18 protein-coding genes and 1 pseudogene are annotated in these 16,341 nt (G+C 66.5%); 7 read left to right on the forward strand and 12 right to left on the reverse strand.

Annotation, left to right across the window (positions count from 1 at the left end; all coding sequences use genetic code 11):
* Nucleotides 1-80: 80 nt before the first annotated feature.
* The 4 genes and pseudogenes from A5736_RS03840 to A5736_RS03855 form a co-directional block, all read right to left on the reverse strand.
* Nucleotides 81-452 (reverse strand): annotated as a pseudogene (locus A5736_RS03840) (DUF4189 domain-containing protein); the annotation flags it as partial.
* Between the two features lie 49 nt (nt 453-501).
* Nucleotides 502-2,004, reverse strand: coding sequence for a DUF4185 domain-containing protein (locus tag A5736_RS03845; protein WP_076126957.1), 1,503 nt, complete (start codon nt 2,002-2,004; stop codon nt 502-504).
* Between the two features lie 179 nt (nt 2,005-2,183).
* On the reverse strand, nt 2,184-2,642 hold the full coding sequence (locus A5736_RS03850) for a hypothetical protein (protein WP_083667126.1): 459 nt from the start codon (nt 2,640-2,642) through the stop codon (nt 2,184-2,186).
* 147 nt (nt 2,643-2,789) lie between these two features.
* Entirely contained in the window at nt 2,790-3,332 is a 543-nt protein-coding gene (locus A5736_RS03855; RefSeq protein ID WP_233148082.1) for a carboxymuconolactone decarboxylase family protein, read from the reverse strand.
* An 81-nt stretch (nt 3,333-3,413) separates the two neighbouring features.
* Here A5736_RS03855 and A5736_RS03860 point away from each other — a divergent pair, with 81 nt between their 5' ends.
* Nucleotides 3,414-4,202, forward strand: a complete 789-nt coding sequence (locus A5736_RS03860) for an SDR family NAD(P)-dependent oxidoreductase (protein ID WP_076126953.1) — start codon at nt 3,414-3,416, stop codon at nt 4,200-4,202.
* Here A5736_RS03860 and A5736_RS03865 read toward each other — a convergent pair.
* Nucleotides 4,175-5,011, reverse strand: a complete 837-nt coding sequence (locus A5736_RS03865; protein ID WP_076126951.1) for an SDR family NAD(P)-dependent oxidoreductase — start codon at nt 5,009-5,011, stop codon at nt 4,175-4,177. The genes A5736_RS03860 and A5736_RS03865 overlap by 28 nt on opposite strands.
* Before the next feature lie 83 nt (nt 5,012-5,094).
* Here A5736_RS03865 and A5736_RS03870 point away from each other — a divergent pair, with 83 nt between their 5' ends.
* Nucleotides 5,095-6,084: an NAD-dependent epimerase/dehydratase family protein gene (locus tag A5736_RS03870; protein ID WP_076244623.1), complete on the forward strand. Its 990-nt coding sequence runs from the start codon at nt 5,095-5,097 to the stop codon at nt 6,082-6,084.
* On the forward strand, nt 6,057-6,635 hold the full coding sequence (locus A5736_RS03875; protein WP_076244625.1) for a TetR/AcrR family transcriptional regulator: 579 nt from the start codon (nt 6,057-6,059) through the stop codon (nt 6,633-6,635). Before A5736_RS03870 ends, A5736_RS03875 begins: the two co-directional genes overlap by 28 nt.
* Here A5736_RS03875 and A5736_RS03880 read toward each other — a convergent pair.
* From A5736_RS03880 to A5736_RS03890, 3 genes are all read right to left on the reverse strand, one after another.
* Nucleotides 6,623-7,153: a pyridoxamine 5'-phosphate oxidase family protein gene (locus tag A5736_RS03880; protein WP_076126943.1), complete on the reverse strand. Its 531-nt coding sequence runs from the start codon at nt 7,151-7,153 to the stop codon at nt 6,623-6,625. The genes A5736_RS03875 and A5736_RS03880 overlap by 13 nt on opposite strands.
* Before the next feature lie 30 nt (nt 7,154-7,183).
* Nucleotides 7,184-7,669 (reverse strand): NUDIX hydrolase, encoded by a 486-nt coding sequence (locus tag A5736_RS03885; RefSeq protein WP_175611177.1) that lies wholly within the window; start codon nt 7,667-7,669, stop codon nt 7,184-7,186.
* An 85-nt stretch (nt 7,670-7,754) separates the two neighbouring features.
* On the reverse strand, nt 7,755-8,225 hold the full coding sequence (locus tag A5736_RS03890) for an SRPBCC family protein (protein WP_076126937.1): 471 nt from the start codon (nt 8,223-8,225) through the stop codon (nt 7,755-7,757).
* 83 nt (nt 8,226-8,308) lie between these two features.
* Here A5736_RS03890 and A5736_RS03895 point away from each other — a divergent pair, with 83 nt between their 5' ends.
* Nucleotides 8,309-10,033 (forward strand): NAD-binding protein, encoded by a 1,725-nt coding sequence (locus A5736_RS03895; protein WP_076126934.1) that lies wholly within the window; start codon nt 8,309-8,311, stop codon nt 10,031-10,033.
* On the opposite strand, the gene A5736_RS03900 is transcribed toward A5736_RS03895, so the two are convergent.
* Complete coding sequence (locus tag A5736_RS03900; protein WP_076244629.1) at nt 10,030-10,908, reverse strand: LLM class flavin-dependent oxidoreductase; 879 nt, start codon at nt 10,906-10,908, stop codon at nt 10,030-10,032. The two genes, A5736_RS03895 and A5736_RS03900, sit on opposite strands and share 4 nt — an antisense overlap.
* A gap of 68 nt (nt 10,909-10,976) precedes the next feature.
* On the opposite strand from A5736_RS03900, the gene A5736_RS03905 reads away from it, so the two are divergent.
* From A5736_RS03905 to A5736_RS03915, 3 genes are read left to right on the forward strand one after another with little or no spacing between them, the layout of a single operon-like run.
* Complete coding sequence (locus tag A5736_RS03905; protein WP_076127303.1) at nt 10,977-11,390, forward strand: VOC family protein; 414 nt, start codon at nt 10,977-10,979, stop codon at nt 11,388-11,390.
* Nucleotides 11,391-11,392: 2 nt separating this feature from the next.
* The gene (locus A5736_RS03910) at nt 11,393-12,580 is read left to right on the forward strand and encodes a bifunctional 2-polyprenyl-6-hydroxyphenol methylase/3-demethylubiquinol 3-O-methyltransferase UbiG (protein ID WP_076244631.1); all 1,188 of its coding nucleotides are present in this window, start codon (nt 11,393-11,395) and stop codon (nt 12,578-12,580) included.
* A 25-nt stretch (nt 12,581-12,605) separates the two neighbouring features.
* Nucleotides 12,606-12,995: a VOC family protein gene (locus A5736_RS03915; protein ID WP_076126927.1), complete on the forward strand. Its 390-nt coding sequence runs from the start codon at nt 12,606-12,608 to the stop codon at nt 12,993-12,995.
* Here A5736_RS03915 and A5736_RS03920 read toward each other — a convergent pair.
* The 3 genes from A5736_RS03920 to cysD are packed head-to-tail and all read right to left on the reverse strand — an operon-like array spanning nt 12,992 to nt 16,304.
* Nucleotides 12,992-13,477 carry an RrF2 family transcriptional regulator gene (locus A5736_RS03920; RefSeq protein WP_076126924.1) on the reverse strand — a complete coding sequence of 162 codons (486 nt, stop codon included), beginning with the start codon at nt 13,475-13,477 and terminating at the stop codon, nt 12,992-12,994. The two genes, A5736_RS03915 and A5736_RS03920, sit on opposite strands and share 4 nt — an antisense overlap.
* 44 nt (nt 13,478-13,521) lie before the next feature.
* A complete protein-coding gene (gene cysC, locus A5736_RS03925) occupies nt 13,522-15,375 on the reverse strand; it encodes an adenylyl-sulfate kinase (RefSeq protein WP_076126922.1) in 1,854 nt (617 codons plus the stop codon).
* Nucleotides 15,375-16,304: a sulfate adenylyltransferase subunit CysD gene (cysD, locus tag A5736_RS03930; protein WP_076126919.1), complete on the reverse strand. Its 930-nt coding sequence runs from the start codon at nt 16,302-16,304 to the stop codon at nt 15,375-15,377. Before cysD ends, cysC begins: the two co-directional genes overlap by 1 nt.
* Nucleotides 16,305-16,341 lie beyond the last annotated feature (37 nt).

Consider the following 16,341-nt stretch of genomic DNA (forward strand, 5'->3'; position numbering starts at 1 on the left):
CCCGCGCCGGGCTTCCCGCAGACGCCGAATGCCACGCAGCTGCAGCCGAACGCGGCACCGAATCCACCGCCGCCGGCGCCCCCGTCGCCTTGACAGTGGCCGTGCCCGGCTTGGACCGTTCCGCCGCCGGCGATCCCTAGCGCCGCCGCCTCGGCTTCTTCGCGGGTCGGGCCCCAGCCGCCGAAGTACTTGGTTTTCGCGCTGTTCAAAACGAGCGCGATGCACCCGCCCTGCCCGCTGGCCAGAAGGCGACAGTCGCTGATGGCCTTGCGACACGTCTCCATCGCCTTCTGCTCGGCGGCACCTTGACTGGTCCCACCGTCAACGAACTTGATCTGCCCGGTGGAATCGGACATCGCCATGGCAATCCAGTTGTTGTCGGCATGCGCGACCGGCGTTGCCGCGAATGCGGCGCCGATAGCGATCGCAAGTGCTGCTTGTCTCTTCATCAGGCAAACACTATTGCACAAACGCGGCATCACCGCAGGTCAAGCCGAAAGGCTAAGGCAGCACGGTGTGCATCAACATCACGTCGTAGGCCGACCACAGCGACAGGTTGAAATACAGGTCCCGCCCCGACGACCAGGGATGGATCATCGGCGCGTAGATCCCACCGGGCATCTGGAACGACGACACCAGCGGCTGTTCGGGACTCCACGGTCCCTGGGGAGCCGGCGCCGTCCTGGCCACGACGTCGTTGCTGCCACCGTTGGTGTACAGCACCAAGTACTGCTTCAGATAACTGTTGTACTGGGACGACATTTCGCCCACCGGGCCGGGGAAAACCGGCGTCGCCGCGCCCGGATTGTTCGGGACCCAGCGCCCGCCGTTGTCGCCGTTCCAGTATTGGTACTTGGTGAGGTCGGGCAAAGCGTTCGGGGGCACTCGCGACAGGTACGCCGCACCGCCACGTCCCGACGGGGTTCCGAACGAATAGAGGTAACCGTCGGTGCCCCGCATGAACGACCCCATCTGGAAATTCTCATTGCCCGGGGTGAACCCGACGCCCGGGACCGCGTCGGCCGAAGCAGTGCGCATAGACCCGGGGTAGATTCCCCAGTTCTGGCCGTTGTCAAGGGATCTCGCGATCGCAGAGTAGTTCGTTGTCCATTCGCCGTCGCGCCCCCAATGCTGGATGGACATGTAGTTCATGTATTGGGTGCGCCCGATCGAGATGGCCGAGGTCGGAATGATTCCCGTTTCGTGCGCCGCCTTGTGGATGGAGTTGACCACCTGCTTGGAGAGGCCGTTCGTCCAGACCGGTGAACCCGAATAGTTGTTGTTGGGTACGCCGTCCGCGATGTGGATTCCTTTAGACAGGTCACGGTCGTTACTGCGGAACAGTACGTTGTACCGCCATTCCTGGCCGCGGACCTTGCAGTAGCCGAATGTGTCACCGAAGGCCATCAGGGCCTGCCGGTTGGCGGGATCGCCGTTGTCCCAAATGATCCCGAGGTCGGTTCCGGAGATGCCGAATCGCTGCAGCGTCTTGTTGGGGCCGTTGGGCCCGGTCACCCAGTCGACGAGCGAAGTCGGCGCCCCCGCGATATTGGCCGGGGGCGGCGGCGCGGGCTGCGGCGCCGGTTGCGGTGCCGGCTGCGGCGGATTCGGTGCCGCGTTCGGCTGCAGCTGCGTGGCATTCGGCGTCTGCGGGAAGCCCGGCGCGGGAGGGTTGGGCCCGGGCGGCGGTACCACACCGGCTTGGGGTTGCAGTGGGGCCGAGTATCGCTGACCGGGAGCGGTCGGCCTGAGGAAGGACTGGATCAGCGGGCCCAACTTGGGCAGCGGCGCCTGGTCATTCGTATGAGTGGGACGCCGCCCGGTGGGCGGCACCACAACGGGCTGCGGCGCGGGCATCTCCTGCCGCGGGGGTGGTTCCACGTTCGCCTCGGGCGCGCCGCAAGGGGTGGCATTCGCCGATGGAGCCGGGCCCAACGCAACGATGAATGCGATGGCGGCCGTCGACACCACCCATAGCGAAGTGCCTCGAAGAATCGCCGACAAAGGTCACACCTTTCGGGGGGCGAGACGTCGCATTGACGTCTGCGGCTGGCCTATGTGACGATAGTGACTGCTGAGGCCTTTGTGACCAGTGAGCTGCGAATGGGTATGCTTCCGTGACCGTGTCGCAATAGGCTGCAGCGGGTTTGCCGCCAAGGGCCGGTGTATACGGGCGGCGGCCGTCATCCGGGCCGCACCGCAAACGCCGCCACCGGCATTTCGACGCTTCCGCCGCACGGCCCGCCGGCGATGTCGGTGTGCCAGGTGCCGCGCAGCGAACCGTCGGGTTGCGGCGCGTAGAACGCCCACGACCTTGCTGGTGACCAGACCTTCGGGATCCCGTCGCCCATGTAGCAGTCCCATTGGAAGTCGAAATGCTCAACCCACCGAGTGCCGTCCCAGGTGTAATGCGACGGCTGCGGCAACGTCGGGTTCTTGGGCACGGGTCCATCGGTGGCGGTGGCGACGCACGTGCCGGACGCGCACGACGTCACGAAGACGTAGTCGGCACTGAATGTCGGTTCGGCCTGCCCTGCGGCGGCGCTAGTACCCGTCTTGTTGACGGCGTATCTCACCAGCGAGTATTTGCCGTTCCACGACGGCATGGCCGCGTGTGCCCCAACGACTGTGGTGCCGACCATCGCCAGTGCGATACCGCCCAGCACCGCGACCAGTCGCACCACCCTCGAACGCATCGCCTACATGGTGCGGGGTTGACGACACAACGAGATATCGGCACGGACACGGCTGAAACTCTATGGCGCCGAACGCTTCCGAGACCCAGCCGGTCACTCCGGCTTCGTGCTGTCGACCTGATCCCGGTCGTAGCCGATGACCGGCGGTGAATCGCCGTAGACGTCGAGGGTGTGGATGAAGCGGTGCACTCCCATCACGCCAGCGCAGGTGAACCCCAACTCGATGATTTGCGCGGCGGTGAAATGCTCCCCCAGACGCTTGTAGAAATCGTCGTCCATGGCGTGATGGTCGGCCGAAAGCAAGTCAAGGAATTCGACGGCCATCTGCTCCTGCGGGGTCAGCGAGCCGTGTCCCGGCGCAAGCAGGCATGCCACATCTTCGTCGGTGATCGAGTCATGCTTGCGCGACTGACTGCAGGGCTCGCACTCGCCGAGTTGGGCGCTGCGAATGCGCAGCAACTCCAGGATGCGGCCGCCGAGCAGGGTGCCGGCACCCAGCTGATGTCGGGCCATGTCGACCTGTTCGAGTTGTGCGCTGCGGTACGCGAATATCTGCAGGGGCACCGGCGTGGCGTAGAGCCCGGCGGCAACGCCGGCCTCCACGATCTCGCGGGAGCGCGAGCTCAGCTCTTCCATCGGGATTGGCGCAATACGCGGCATAAATCAGGCTAACTTTCTTGTGCGTGGCCGAAAAGGCCAGATGATTGGGAGAACTCGATGTCCAGACTTGCCGAAAAGGTCGCGATAGTCACCGGGGGCGCAGGCGGAATCGGCGCGGCGACGGCGCACGAATTGGCCCACGAGGGCGCGGCCGTCGCCGTGGTTGACGTCGACGTCGCGAAGGCCGCCGGGGTCGCCGACGAGATTCGGCGAACGGGGTCCCGCGCGATCGCGCTCGGCGGCGATCTCGCGCAGGAGGCGACAGTGCGAGAAGTGGTGGAATCGACGGTGGCGGAGTTCGGCCGCGTCGACGTGTTGCACAACAACGCGGCCCTGACCGCCAGCGACTTCTTGTCGCGGGACACCACAGTCACCGAAATGTCGTTGGATGTGTGGCAGCGGTCCGTGCAGGTCAACCTCGGCAGTCAGCTGCTGATGTGCAAGTACGCGGTCCCCGAAATGCGCAGGGGTGGAGGGGGTTCCATCGTCAACATGTCGTCTGGGGCCGCACTCAAAGGCGACCGCACCCGCCTGGCCTACGGCGTCTCGAAGGCCGGGGTGCACACCCTGACGATGTACGTCGCGACCAGCGAGGGAAAGGCCGGCGTGCGGGCCAACACGATCGTGCCCGGATTGATCCTCACCGACGCCGTTCGCGCGCACCTGTCCGAGGAGATCATCGGCCGCCTCGGCCGCGCCACGTTGACGCCGTACCTCGGAGAGCCGCGCGACGTCGCCGACCTCGTCGTATTCCTGGCTTCGGACGCGTCGCGCTACATCACCGGGCAGATGATTTCGATCGACGGCGGGATGTCCGCTCATGTCGGCCTCGACACCGGCGATTGACCGCTCGTCGGACCGAGCGCGTACGCGCCGGTCTCCGGGTGGTGATACCAGCCGCTGGCGGCATGGGTGCCGCCGTCGACGTGAATGGTCTGACCCGTGATGTAACTCGACATGTCGGACGCGAGAAACACTGCCGCGCCGGCCATTTCATCGACATGACCCGCGCGTCCCATCGGGACGGTGAGACCGAATCGCTGCTCGGAGCCCGGCGGCGCGATCTGCCTGATGCCTTCGGTCAGCGTGATGTCGGGCGCCAGCGCGTTGACCCGGATGCCGTGCGGGGCGAGCTCGAGTGCGGCGGTCTTCGTGTAATTGATGACGCCGGCCTTGGCCGCCGCGTAGGTGGCATATCCGGGCGCGGCGCGCACCCCCTCGATCGAGGTGACGCTGATGATGCTGCCCGCCAGCTTCTGCTCCACGAGGATGCGAGCCACCCGCTGCGTGCACAGGTAGACGTGCCGCAGGTTCGACTTGTACAGCGCGTCCCAACCGTTCTCGCTGGTGTCGAGGATCCCCGACCAGAACACCCCGCCGGCGTTGTTGACCAGGATCGTCACCGTTCCGAGTTCGGCGGTCGTCTGCTCCAGCGCGGCATCCACCGCGGCGCCGTCCCGGACGTCGACGGTCAAACCCAGCGCGCCGATCTCCTCGGCCGCCGACGCACACGAGTCAGGGTTGCGTTCCCAGATCGCGACCCGCGCGCCGAAGGCCTTCAGGCCGGCCGCAATGCCGCGGCCGATGCCCGCGCCTCCGCCGGTGACGACCGCGACGCGGTCGGTCAGAAGGACGCTGGAGGGATCGAGTGTCATGGAGATGAATATAGAACAATCCCACTTCAAGGTTTACAGTCAAAACTAAATCTGTTCGATATGTAACAACGCGGGAGGCCGCCATGGCCAGCACGATCTTCGTCACCGGCGCGACGGGGCAGACCGGCGGCAACGTCTGTCAGCAATTGATCGAGCGGGGCGACCACGTTCGGGCCCTGGTTCGCAATCCCGACGACGCCGCGCCGCTGGCCGGGGTCGGCGTCGAGCTGGTCAAGGGCGACATCACGGATGCCGACGACGTGCTGCACGCGGCGAAGGGCGCCGAGGCAGCCATTCACTGCGCGGCGCTGCTGGGCGGCGCGAGTCAGGACCTGGAGGACTTCAAGGCGGTCAACACCGTCGGCACCACCAACGTCCTGGATGCGGCCAAATCCCAAGGCATGCGCCGGGTGGTTGCCCTGAGCACCGCGACGTTCCTCGACCTGAGCACCGGCGTCGATTTCGAAGAGGCGCCCGTCCTGAAGAACCCGCCCGGTGACCCCTACACCGTCACCAAGCTGGCCGCCTTCCTGGAGGCGCACCGGCGTGCCGCCGCGGGCGACGACGTGCTGACGTGTCATCCAGGCGCGATCTTCGGGCCCGGCCTGGTCGTGGAACGCGCCTTGCACCGCACCAGCTTCAACCGGGTGCTGCTGGCGGGCATGCGCGGAAAGATTAAGCGCTATCTGGCTTTTCCGGTGACGTGGGTCGCCGGGGCGGATGTCGCGAAGGGCGCGATCGCCGCGCTGGACAAAGGGATGGCCGGCGAGCGATACCTGTTGGTCGGCCGGCCCGACGACACATTCAGCACGGCCGGTGGCATCAATCGCGCGTGCGAGATCGCCGGAATCGACCACCGCGTCGAGGATCTCGACTACCGCACCGATCCCGAGGCGCTGACCGCCGAATTCGGGCCCACGCTGATGGCCATCGCGGAGGCCGCGGCGAAGAGCAACCGCCGACCCCGAGCGACCGACAATCTGACCACCCGGCGCCTCGGGTATGAGCCCATGTCCTTCGAAGACGGCCTGCGACGGCTGATCTCATGGCTGTGCAAACTCGGCAAGCTGTAAACGCCGCCGCCGCGTCGGTCGCCGATCGTATCCTCGACGCGGCGCAGCGGCTCGCGTTCCGGACCGGCGCCCGCAAGTTGTCGCTGTCGGACGTCGCGACGCTGGCCGGGGTGTCCCGGCCGACCATCTACCGCTACTTCGTTTCCAAGGAAGAGCTCATCGATGCGCTGGGAAAACGCGAGCGCCGGCGCTTCACCGCCGCATTGGACGAAGCGACGTCGGGCGTCGTCGGGGTCGCACGACTGGAAGCCGCGGTCGACGTCGTCGCGACCTTCGTCGAGGCCCAGCCACCCGGGCGCCTGCTCGATCTCGAGCCGGGATTTGCACACGAACAGATGGCGCAGGCCTTACCCATGCTCGCCGAAGGCCTGTTGGCGGTGTTGCAGCGTTGCGCCCGCGAGGGTGCCTTCCTCACGCCGGTCGACCCTCGCGCTCTGGCCGGCGCCATCGCACGAACCGCGTTGAGCCATTACATATTTCCCGACGCCGACCGCGCCGCCGCGCGAAAGCAGATCTGCGCCGCGGCCGGTCTGTCCGCTCACTTCACCTGAAACTTGGTGGCGCCGTAGGGTTCCGACGTGCCGAGAGCGAACACCGTCTCGGGCGTGACGCGATAGAGATGCCACGGCGCGGGGCCGGCCGAGGGAGCGCTGAACTCCGCCGTCAGCGCGTCGCCCTCGACGCGGCACGGCCAGCCGTCACGCGCGAAAACGTCTGCGACGGACGCCAGTTCGCCGGCGTCGGTAACCCGGCGGGCGGACCCTTCGACGACAAGATCGAACGGATCGGTGGCGACGGACAGTACGCATCGCGGATCGCGGGCCAAGTTACGCGATTTCCTGGTGGCCGGGCCGGAGGTGAAGTACCAGCTGCCGTCCCACGGAAGCACCCCGAGCGGCATCACATGCGGGGTGCCGTCGGGATTGATCGTGGTGAGCCACACCGTGTGGCGTTGCGGGCCGCCGGTTTCCGGCGCCTGGGTCAGCTGACTGTCCAGCACGGCTTTGACCCGAGCCCACTGAATGGCCGGCGCACCATAGCCGTCGAGATTGCGTTGTGTGATCGTCATATCGGTGTTGACCGATGCCGGACCCAGAACTCATCGCTTCCGTAGCAGGAACAGGCCATAGGCCGCTATCGACTGCGAGTCCGTGATCACACCCGAGCGGATCATCCGCTCGACGTCGTCGCGCGCGAACCATTGGCTGTGCATGTCCTGCTCCTCGTGCTCGCGGCGGGATTCGCCCTCGGAGATCCCGGTGGCCAGGAAAACCCACCCGCGCTGACTGCTCAGTCCCGGCGCCACGTCGAGCTGGCCGAGCGCCTCGAACGATGCCGCACGTAGCCCGGTTTCCTCGCGCAGCTCGCGCGCCGCCAGCTCGGACGGCTCGCTTTCCGCCAGATCCGGAGCCGTGCCCTGTGGAAACTCCCAGCGCCGCGCGCCGAGCGGATACCGGAACTGTTCGACCAAGGAGAAGCTCCGTCCGTCATAAGGCAGCACCAGCGCATAGGTCGGCTTGTCCACCACGGCGAAGATGCCCGCGCTGCCGTCGGCACGACGGATGTCGTCCTCTCGAAGCACCATCCACCGGTTCCGATAGATTTCGCGGGATGCGACGCGTTCGATGAAAGGCACGCCGCCAGTATCGCGGTCAGCGCAATTCCGAGTCCTATGAGGCGGGTGTTTCGGCGGCCCGTTTGATGCGCCGCAGTGTCTCCTCGATCCCCTGGTTGACCTGACGTCCCCGCGGCATAAGCGCTTCAGCGAGTCGAGTGGGCGCCGAACACCACACGAACTGAAAGGACTCGGTGAGCGACGTGCCGGACGACGACGGCTCCATCGTGTAAAGCCAACGTGTTTCTTCACGCCCAGTGCCGTCGTTGACCGTGCTGAAGCTGAATTCACGGCCCCGGTCGGCGGCAACGACCACGGCCGTTCTTTGCCACCGCAGCAGACCGCGCCGGTTGTACCCGCGAAACCGCGCGCCCGGGGCCGCCTCAGTTACCCCGTCAAGCCACTCGCACCGGTAGCATTCGGGGCTCCATTCGCCCATCCGGGTGACGTCAGCGATGAGGTCGTATACGAGATCGGGAGGCGCGACGATCTCGATGCTGCTGCGCCCGCGCTGGGCTGTGGGCATGCTGCGACTCTACTTGTGGCACAACGATGTCGTGCGAAGCAGCACTTTTGCTGGGACAAATCCGCACGGTAGCGTTGGTGAGCATGCGTCGGCACATCATCGTCAGCGGTGACGACGCACTGGCGACCACGATCGTCGAGGAGCTCAACAACGCCGGTGTGCACATCGTCAAAGTCACCACCGCCGCCGAGCTCGCCGACGCCGGGGTGACGCGCGCGCTCGCCGTGGTCTGCGCCGGAGACGATGACGCGATCAATCTCGAAATCGCCCTGCTGGCAAGGAAAGCCAACCCCAACGTACGGGTGGTGGCGCGGCTGGCCAACGACGTCCTGCGCACGGCTCTGACTGCCGACAAGCGGCCCGGCGCGATTCTGGATGTGGCGGAGCTCGCTGCGCCGTCGGTCGTCGAGGCATGTCTGGCGCACACGGCGCACCCGTTCGAGGCGGCGGGCATCAAATTCGTTGTCTCGGGCGCCGAAGCACCGCGGGACGCGACGCTACGCGAGATCTACGGCGACCTAGCACCGGTGGCCGTGATTCACGGCGAGAACACCTCTGCCCCGGGCGAGGTGGAGGTGTGCCCCGGCCGGGATCTGCCGGTGCACGCCGGCGACTGGACCGCGATGATCGGTACCGCCGACGAGCTGGCCACCCGCGGCATCAAGATCCCGCGGTCCACCGCGAGGCGCTCCCGCCGGCCCCTGCTGCGGCGGGCACTCGATGCCGGGCGCGGCGTGCGCGACGACCTCAACCCGATGTTCCCGCAGGCGCTGCTGGCGGCGGCCGCCCTGCTGCTCGGATCGACGATCGTGTTGCGCCTGTTCTATCAGCCGCATCCGAAAATGTCGTGGCTCGACGCGTTGTACTTCAGCACCGAGACGATGGCGACGGTGGGATACGGCGACTTCAGCTTCCTGCAGCAGCCCACGTGGCTGCGGCTGTTCAGCATCATGTTGATGTTCGCCGGCGTCACCACCACCGCACTGCTTGTCGCGTTCATCGCCGACCTGCTGCTTTCGCGGCGTTTCGTTCACTCGGCCGGCCGGCGTCGGGCGCGCCACCTACGCAATCACGTCATCGTCGTCGGGCTGGGTTCGTTCGGCATCCGCGTCGTCAGCGATTTGACAGCCGCCGGATACGACGTCGCGGTCGTCGAGCGCGACGAGAACAACCGCTACCTGTCGACGGCGGCCGACCTCGACGTACCGGTGATTTTCGGGGACGCGACGCTGCGCCAGACCCTGGAATCGGCCGGCGTTGCGCGGGCCCGGGCGGTAGCGGTGCTGACCCAGGACGACATGGTGAACATCGAGACCGGAATCGTGCTGCGCGAGATGCTGGGGCCCAGGGTGATGCCCGACATCGTCCGGACCGACGTTCCGCTTGTGCTACGCGTATACGACCGCGCGCTGGGGAACGCGGTGGCGCAGCGGTTCGGATTCGAAAACGTGCGGTCGACCGTCGAACTGGCCGCGCCGTGGTTCATCGGCGCCGCAATGGGGCTGCAAGTGCTGGGGACGTTTTCCGTCGGGCAACGCTCCTTCATGGTCGGCGGCATGCACGTGGCGGCCGGCAGCGAACTCGACGGGCTGAAGATGTTCGAGCTGTCCACCCAGACCCGCGTCATCGCGATCACCCGCCAGGACGCGCCCGTCGCGCTCCACCCGCGACGCGACGCATGGCTTCGTGGAGGCGACACCGTCTACCTCGTCGGCCCGTACCGCGAGCTGCTGGCGACGCTGCGCAAGGGGCAGCCTCCCCAGGAACCGGCCGCCGGCCCCGATACCAATGAGCGCGCGTCGGCCTAGAGCTGCCTGGCCACGTCGGCCGCGCGGCGCAGCTGGTCGAGATCGGAGCTGGTCGGAATCAGCTGGACCTCGTCGGCGCCGATCGCTTCGAACTTTCGCAGGACGGCCAGCAACTCGTCCTCGCTGCCGGCCCAGCCGGTCATCGGTGCCATCGCGTCGACGTACTCCGGCGGTATCCAGTTCATATAGCGGCGCAGATGGCGATGCACCTGGGCGCGGGCGTGCTCGGGCGACCCGAACGCGAACCAAAACGACGTCATCAGCTGCGGTTTCGGCTTGCCGGCCTGCGCCCACGCCGCCCGCGCCACGTCGAACAACTCGTTCTGCTTGGTGGCGTCCAGGTCCAGGGTGGTGCCGGCCAGGCCGTCGGCCCAGGCCGCCGCGCTGCGGATGGCCTTGGGTCCCATGCTTCCGACGAGCAGCGGAGGACCACCGGGCTGGACCGGCAGCGGCCCGACCGCCAGCACCGACTCGCTGACCTTTTCGCCGGCCCACACCCGCTTCATCACCGCGACGCGGTCGGCCAAGGCGCGCATCGTCTGCGTCGCCGGATCGGCGCCGACGGCGTGGTAGTCCTCGTGCCTGCCGCCCACGCCGACCCCCACGGTCAGGCGCCCGCCGCAGAGCAGGTCGCCGGTCGCCAGGGCCTTCGCCAGCAGCACCGGCTCGTGCAGCTGCGGCACGATCACCGTGCTCACCAGCCGTACGCGGCCGGTCCACGCGGCCAGCGCCCCGAGCAGCGTCAGGTGGTCCGGATTGTCGAAAGCGATGCGCTCGCCCCAGCACAGCGACGAGAACGGCCCTTCGTCGATGCCCCGGGCCCAGCTCTGCAAAATTCCCGCATCCAGATCCGGCTCCATCACCGGCATCGTCATGGCTATTCGCACGACGGCGATTCTGGCATGCCTGCAACATGCAGATCCTCAAGTGGCAGCATGGTCACGTGGGCGTCACCTGTTCTTCGATCGCGCATGTCCGCCTCACGGTCAGCGACATCGAGCGATCCCGGCAGTTCTACGAGAGTGTCTTCGATTGGCCGGTATTGCTCGAGGTTCCGGAGAACGCCGACGACGCAACGCGCGATCAGTTGAGCTTCCTGTTCGGCGGCGTGATCTACGACCTGGGCGGGACGCTGCTCGGATTGCGGCCGGTCGCAACCGACCGATTCCACGAGGACCGCGCCGGCCTCGACCACATCGCTTTCCGGCTGAACAATAGGGCCGAATTGGATTCCGCGGCTACACATCTCGACGAAATCGGCGTCGAGCACGAACCGGTCAAGGACATCGGGCCGTCGTACATCCTGGAGTTCCGCGACCCCGACAACATCGCCCTTGAGCTGACGGCGCCGAAGTAGCCGTGACCGACGATCCCCGCGCCGACGTCGTGTCTCGGCAGTACGATCGGTGGCGCTATCCGCCCCCGATCCAGGACCTCGAGGTCTACTCCAAAACCAACTGGGAGTGGTTCGACCCGTTTCGATCCCACCGGATCCTGTGGCCCGACCGGGAATACCGACCCGACCTCGACATCCTGATCGCGGGATGCGGTGCGAATCAGGCGGCGGTGTTCGCCTTCAGCAACCGGGCCGCCAAAGTGGTGGCGGTCGACGTCAGCCAGTCGGCGCTGGATCATCAGCAATACCTCAAGGACAAGCACGGCCTACACAACCTCGAACTGCACAAGCTGCCGATCGAAGAGTTGTCAACGCTGCAACGAGACTTCGACCTGATCGTGTCCACCGGCGTGCTGCATCACATGGCGGATCCCTTGACCGGCATGAAAGCACTCGGCGGCTGCCTGCGGCGCGACGGCGCGATCGGCGTCATGCTCTATGCGAAATACGGCCGGATCGGGGTCGAGTTGCTCGAATCGGTCTTCCGGGACTTGGGGCTGTCGCAGGATGACGAGTCGGTGCAGCTGGTCAAGGACGCGATCCCGACGCTGCCCGCGGAGCATCCCGTCCGAAATTACTTCAAGGTGGCCCGCGATCTGCACGACGACGGCGCCGTCGTCGACACGTTCTTACACGGCCGCCAGCGAAGCTACACGGTCCAGGAGTGCCTGGAGCTCGTCGCTTCCGCGGGGCTCGAATTCCAGGGCTGGTTTCACAAGACGCCCTACTATCCGCACGAAATTCTCATGCCGGCGAGCAGATTTCACGCCGCCCTGGCGAAACTGCCCGATATCAAACTCTGGTCGGCTATGGAGCGGATACAAACTCTGAATGCGACACACTTCTTCATGGCGTGTCGCCCGGACCGTCCGAAAGAGCAGTACACGATCGACTTCTCGACGGCCGAATCTCTGGACTACGTCCCGGAATTGCGCACCGCATGCGTCCTGTCCGAAGCCGACCTCATCTGGCCCGGCGGCGCCAGGCTGACGCTCGGCCCCGATCGGCTGGCGTTCGTGCAACTCGTCGACGGACGCCGCACCATCCGCGAGATCGCGGCGAGCGTCGCACAGCCCGCTGAGATGGCTCGCGAGCTCTTTCAGGCGCTGTGGCGTCTCGACGTCCTCGCCGTGGCGCTCGCCACGAGCTGATGTCGAGGGAATACTGGAAAGAACTATGTCCATCAGTTTCAACCACACCATCGTCGCCTCGCGCGACAAGCAGGAGTCCGCGCAATTTCTCGCCGACCTGTTCGGCCTACCCAGCCCGAAGCCGCTCGGCCACTTCATGGTTCTCTCGCTCGATCACGGCGCCAGCCTCGATTACGCGGACGCGCCCGAGGGTGAGGACATCCGGCGGCAGCACTACGCCTTCCTCGTCTCCGAGCAGGAGTTCGACGCGATCTACGGCAAGATCAAATCGCGCGGCATGGAGCACTGGGCGGATCCCCGGCAACAGCGGCCCGGTGAGATCAACCAGCGCGACGGCGGGCGCGGGGTGTACTTCCTGGATCCCTCCGGGCACGCCATGGAGATCCTCACCCGCCCCTACGGCTCGGGCGGCTAGTCGCTTCTGTGCGGTGAGCCGTGCCGGACGCTCTCCTGCGCCCGATAGTCATTGGCGAGCTGCGCGACATGCTTGGGCAGGGCGCCGGCGGCGACATCCGCCAACGTCGTTTCCTCCAGGACCGACCGCATGCTGGCGCGCAGCGCCCGCCACACGTCGGTCAGCGCCGTCGTCGGGCCGGAGTACGGCAGGTCGCCGAGCCCGATGTCGCGGACGCTGGCCAGCGGTCCGTCGATGCAGCGCAGCACGTCGGCGATGCTGATCTCGTTTCCCGGCCGGGCCAGCTCGTAGCCACCCTCGCGGCCGCGGTGGCTGCGCACCAGGCGGTCGGTGCGCAGGTTGGTCAGGATATCGACGAGAAATTGCGGCGGTATGCCCTGAGCGTGCGCCAGGTCATCCGTCTTGACCAGCGAGCCAGCGCTGGCCGTCGCGAGCTGCACCATCGCCCGCACCGCATACTCCGCCTTGGCTGACATGCGCACCCTGAGGATTGTGCCATCCGCCCATAGCGACGATGCGTTCCGCGCTAGGGCCGCGACTCGAGTAGCTCGATGACGCTCTCCGCCAACTCATCGAGCGGACGATCGGAGGTGAGCCGCAAGTCGGGATTCTTCGGCCGTTGATACGGGCTGTCGACGCCGGTGAAATGCGTGATCTCACCCGCACGAGCTTTGGCGTACAGCCCCTTGGGATCACGCCGCTCGCACTCCGAGAGCGGGGTGTCGCAGAAGACTTCGACGAAGTCGAAGCCGGCGTCGGCGTGCACTCGACGAGCCATCTCCCGGTGTTCGGCCAGCGGACTGATCGCGGGCACCAGCACGATTTGGCCGGAGTCGGCGAGCAGCGTCGCCACATGGGCCAGCCGCCGCAGGTTCTCCGCGCGGTCGGCCATGCTGAACCCGAGATCGGCGTTCAGCCCATGACGCAGGTTGTCGCCGTCGAGAACGTATGCGGGAATTCCCTTTTCGATCAGCTTCCGCTCAACGAGCATGGCCACCGATGACTTTCCGGCGCCCGACAGGCCGGTCAGCCACACCGTCCTGCCCCGGACCGCCCGGTCCGCGGCGGTTACCAGCGACGCGTGCCGCACAGTGTTGGGGCTCGCGGACTGGGCCGAGACATCGCGCAACACCATTCCCGCCGCCACGGTGCCATTGGTGTCGGGGTCGATGAGGATGAACGAGCCGGTACTGGCGTTGCGCGTGTACTCGTCGAGCAGCAGCGGCACCCGGGTGCGCAGCGAGATGCGCCCAAGTTCGTTGAGCTTCAACGCCGTTGCGGACTTGTCGCGGTGCAGCGTATTGACGTCGAGCCGGTACTCCAGCGCGGTGACCCGCGCCCGCGTGGTCCGGGTGGTGTGCTTGATGACATATTCGCGGCCGGGCTCCAGCGCCGAACCGTCGGCCATCCAGCAGACGGTCGCGTCGAATTCCTGCGCGACCCGCGGGTGGTTGTTGGTGCGGGCGATCATGTCGCCGCGGGATATGTCGATGTCGTCGGCGAGGCTCACCGAGACGGCCATCGGCGGAAACGCTTCTGCCACAGGGCCGGTCGGCCCTTCGATCGACGTGATGCGGGTGCTCTTGCCGGTCGGCAGCACCACCACCTCGTCACCGGGGCGCATGACCCCGCTGGCCACCGTTCCCGCATAGCTGCGGTGGTCTTGATGCTCGTGGGTCTGTGGCCGAATCACGTATTGCACCGGGAAGCGCACGTCGACGAGGTTGCGGTCACCGGCGATGTAGACCTCTTCGAGGTGCGACAGCAGTGCGGGCCCCTCGTACCAGGGCGTCCGGTCCGACTTGGTCACCACGTTGTCGCCGTGCAGCGCGGAAATCGGTATCGTCGCCACGTCCTGTACATCCAGCCGTGCGGCGAAGGCGTGGAACTCGTCGCGGATCGCCTCGAATTTCTCTCTGTCCCAGTCGATCAGATCCATCTTGTTGACCGCGAGCACGATGTGCTGGATGCCCAACAGCGAGGCCAGGAAGGCGTGCCGGCGCGATTGTTCGAGCAGGCCCTGCCGCGCATCGACGAGCACGATGACCAGTTGGGCGGTCGACGCGCCGGTCACCATGTTGCGGGTGTACTGGATGTGCCCGGGGGTGTCGGCGATGATGAATTTCCGCTTGGGAGTGGCGAAGTAGCGGTACGCGACGTCGATCGTGATGCCCTGCTCGCGTTCGGCGCGCAGGCCGTCGGTGACCAGCGCCAGGTCGGTGTACTCGTGGCCGCGCTCTTTGGATGTCCGCTCCACCGACGCCCACTGGTCTTCCATTACGGCCTTGGAGTCGTAGAGAAGGCGCCCGATCAGCGTGGACTTGCCGTCGTCGACGGAGCCGGCGGTTGCGATGCGAAGCAGCGTGGCGGGTGCGGCCATCAGAAGTAACCCTGTCGCTTGCGGTCTTCCATTCCGGCCTCCGAAATCCGATCGTCGGCGCGTGTCGCGCCCCGCTCGGTCAAGCGGGACACCGCGGTTTCGGCGATCACCTCCGACACGGTGGAGGCCGCCGATTCCACACATCCGGTACAGGTGACATCCCCGACCGTGCGGAACCGGACCATCGCCTCGAACACCGGCTCGTCGGCGCGCGGCTGCATGTGCCGGTGTACCGCCAGCAGCATTCCGTCGCGGCTGAACACCTTGCGCCGGTGCGCGAAATAGATCGACGGCAACTTGATCTTCTCGGCGCCGATGTAGGACCAGATGTCGAACTCGGTCCAGTTGGACAGCGGGAAGACGCGAATGTGCTCGCCCTTGTGGTGCCGCCCGTTGTAAAGGTTCCACAGCTCCGGCCGCTGGGCCTTCGGGTCCCACTGGCCGAACTCGTCGCGGAAGCTGAACACTCGCTCCTTGGCGCGCGCCTTCTCCTCGTCGCGCCGCGCTCCCCCGAATGCGGCGTCGAACTTGTTCTCCCGGATGGCGCGCAGCAGCGTCACGGTCTGGATCGGGTTTCGCGAGGGGATGGTCTCGACGACCCGGCCGGCATCAATGTCTTCCTGCACCGACGCGACCACCAGGCGCACCCCGGCCTCGGCGACCAATTCGTCGCGGGTCTCGATCACCTCGTCGAAGTTGTGGCCGGTGTCGACATGCATCACCGGGAACGGCAACCGCCCCGGCCGGAAAGCCTTGAGCGCCAGATGCAGCATGACGATGGAGTCCTTGCCGCCCGAGAACAGCAGCACCGGCCGCTCGAACTCCGCGGCCACCTCGCGGATGATGTGGATCGCCTCCGCTTCCAGCGAGCGCAGATGGCTCAGCTCGTACTGCCCGGCCGCCGGCGCGGCCTTCACATCGCTGGTCATGGGCCCCCTTCAGAGAATCCCAATAAACTTGGTAGAA

The organism is Mycobacterium sp. SP-6446 (assembly GCF_001954045.1).
In the GTDB taxonomy this organism is placed as follows: Bacteria; Actinomycetota; Actinomycetes; order Mycobacteriales; family Mycobacteriaceae; genus Mycobacterium.

What these genes read in the sequence shown, in the direction of transcription:
- A5736_RS03850 (WP_083667126.1), bottom strand. Translation starts at nt 2,642, where the DNA reads ATGGTCGGCACCACAGTCGTTGGGGCACACGCGGCCATGCCGTCGTGG.
- A5736_RS03855 (WP_233148082.1), bottom strand. Translation starts at nt 3,332, where the DNA reads ATGGAAGAGCTGAGCTCGCGCTCCCGCGAGATCGTGGAGGCCGGCGTT.
- A5736_RS03860 (WP_076126953.1), top strand. Translation starts at nt 3,414, where the DNA reads ATGTCCAGACTTGCCGAAAAGGTCGCGATAGTCACCGGGGGCGCAGGC.
- A5736_RS03865 (WP_076126951.1), bottom strand. Translation starts at nt 5,011, where the DNA reads ATGACACTCGATCCCTCCAGCGTCCTTCTGACCGACCGCGTCGCGGTC.
- A5736_RS03870 (WP_076244623.1), top strand. Translation starts at nt 5,095, where the DNA reads ATGGCCAGCACGATCTTCGTCACCGGCGCGACGGGGCAGACCGGCGGC.
- A5736_RS03875 (WP_076244625.1), top strand. Translation starts at nt 6,057, where the DNA reads ATGGCTGTGCAAACTCGGCAAGCTGTAAACGCCGCCGCCGCGTCGGTC.
- A5736_RS03880 (WP_076126943.1), bottom strand. Translation starts at nt 7,153, where the DNA reads ATGACGATCACACAACGCAATCTCGACGGCTATGGTGCGCCGGCCATT.
- A5736_RS03885 (WP_175611177.1), bottom strand. Translation starts at nt 7,669, where the DNA reads ATGGTGCTTCGAGAGGACGACATCCGTCGTGCCGACGGCAGCGCGGGC.
- A5736_RS03890 (WP_076126937.1), bottom strand. Translation starts at nt 8,225, where the DNA reads ATGCCCACAGCCCAGCGCGGGCGCAGCAGCATCGAGATCGTCGCGCCT.
- A5736_RS03895 (WP_076126934.1), top strand. Translation starts at nt 8,309, where the DNA reads ATGCGTCGGCACATCATCGTCAGCGGTGACGACGCACTGGCGACCACG.
- A5736_RS03900 (WP_076244629.1), bottom strand. Translation starts at nt 10,908, where the DNA reads ATGACGATGCCGGTGATGGAGCCGGATCTGGATGCGGGAATTTTGCAG.
- A5736_RS03915 (WP_076126927.1), top strand. Translation starts at nt 12,606, where the DNA reads ATGTCCATCAGTTTCAACCACACCATCGTCGCCTCGCGCGACAAGCAG.
- cysC (WP_076126922.1), bottom strand. Translation starts at nt 15,375, where the DNA reads ATGGCCGCACCCGCCACGCTGCTTCGCATCGCAACCGCCGGCTCCGTC.
- cysD (WP_076126919.1), bottom strand. Translation starts at nt 16,304, where the DNA reads ATGACCAGCGATGTGAAGGCCGCGCCGGCGGCCGGGCAGTACGAGCTG.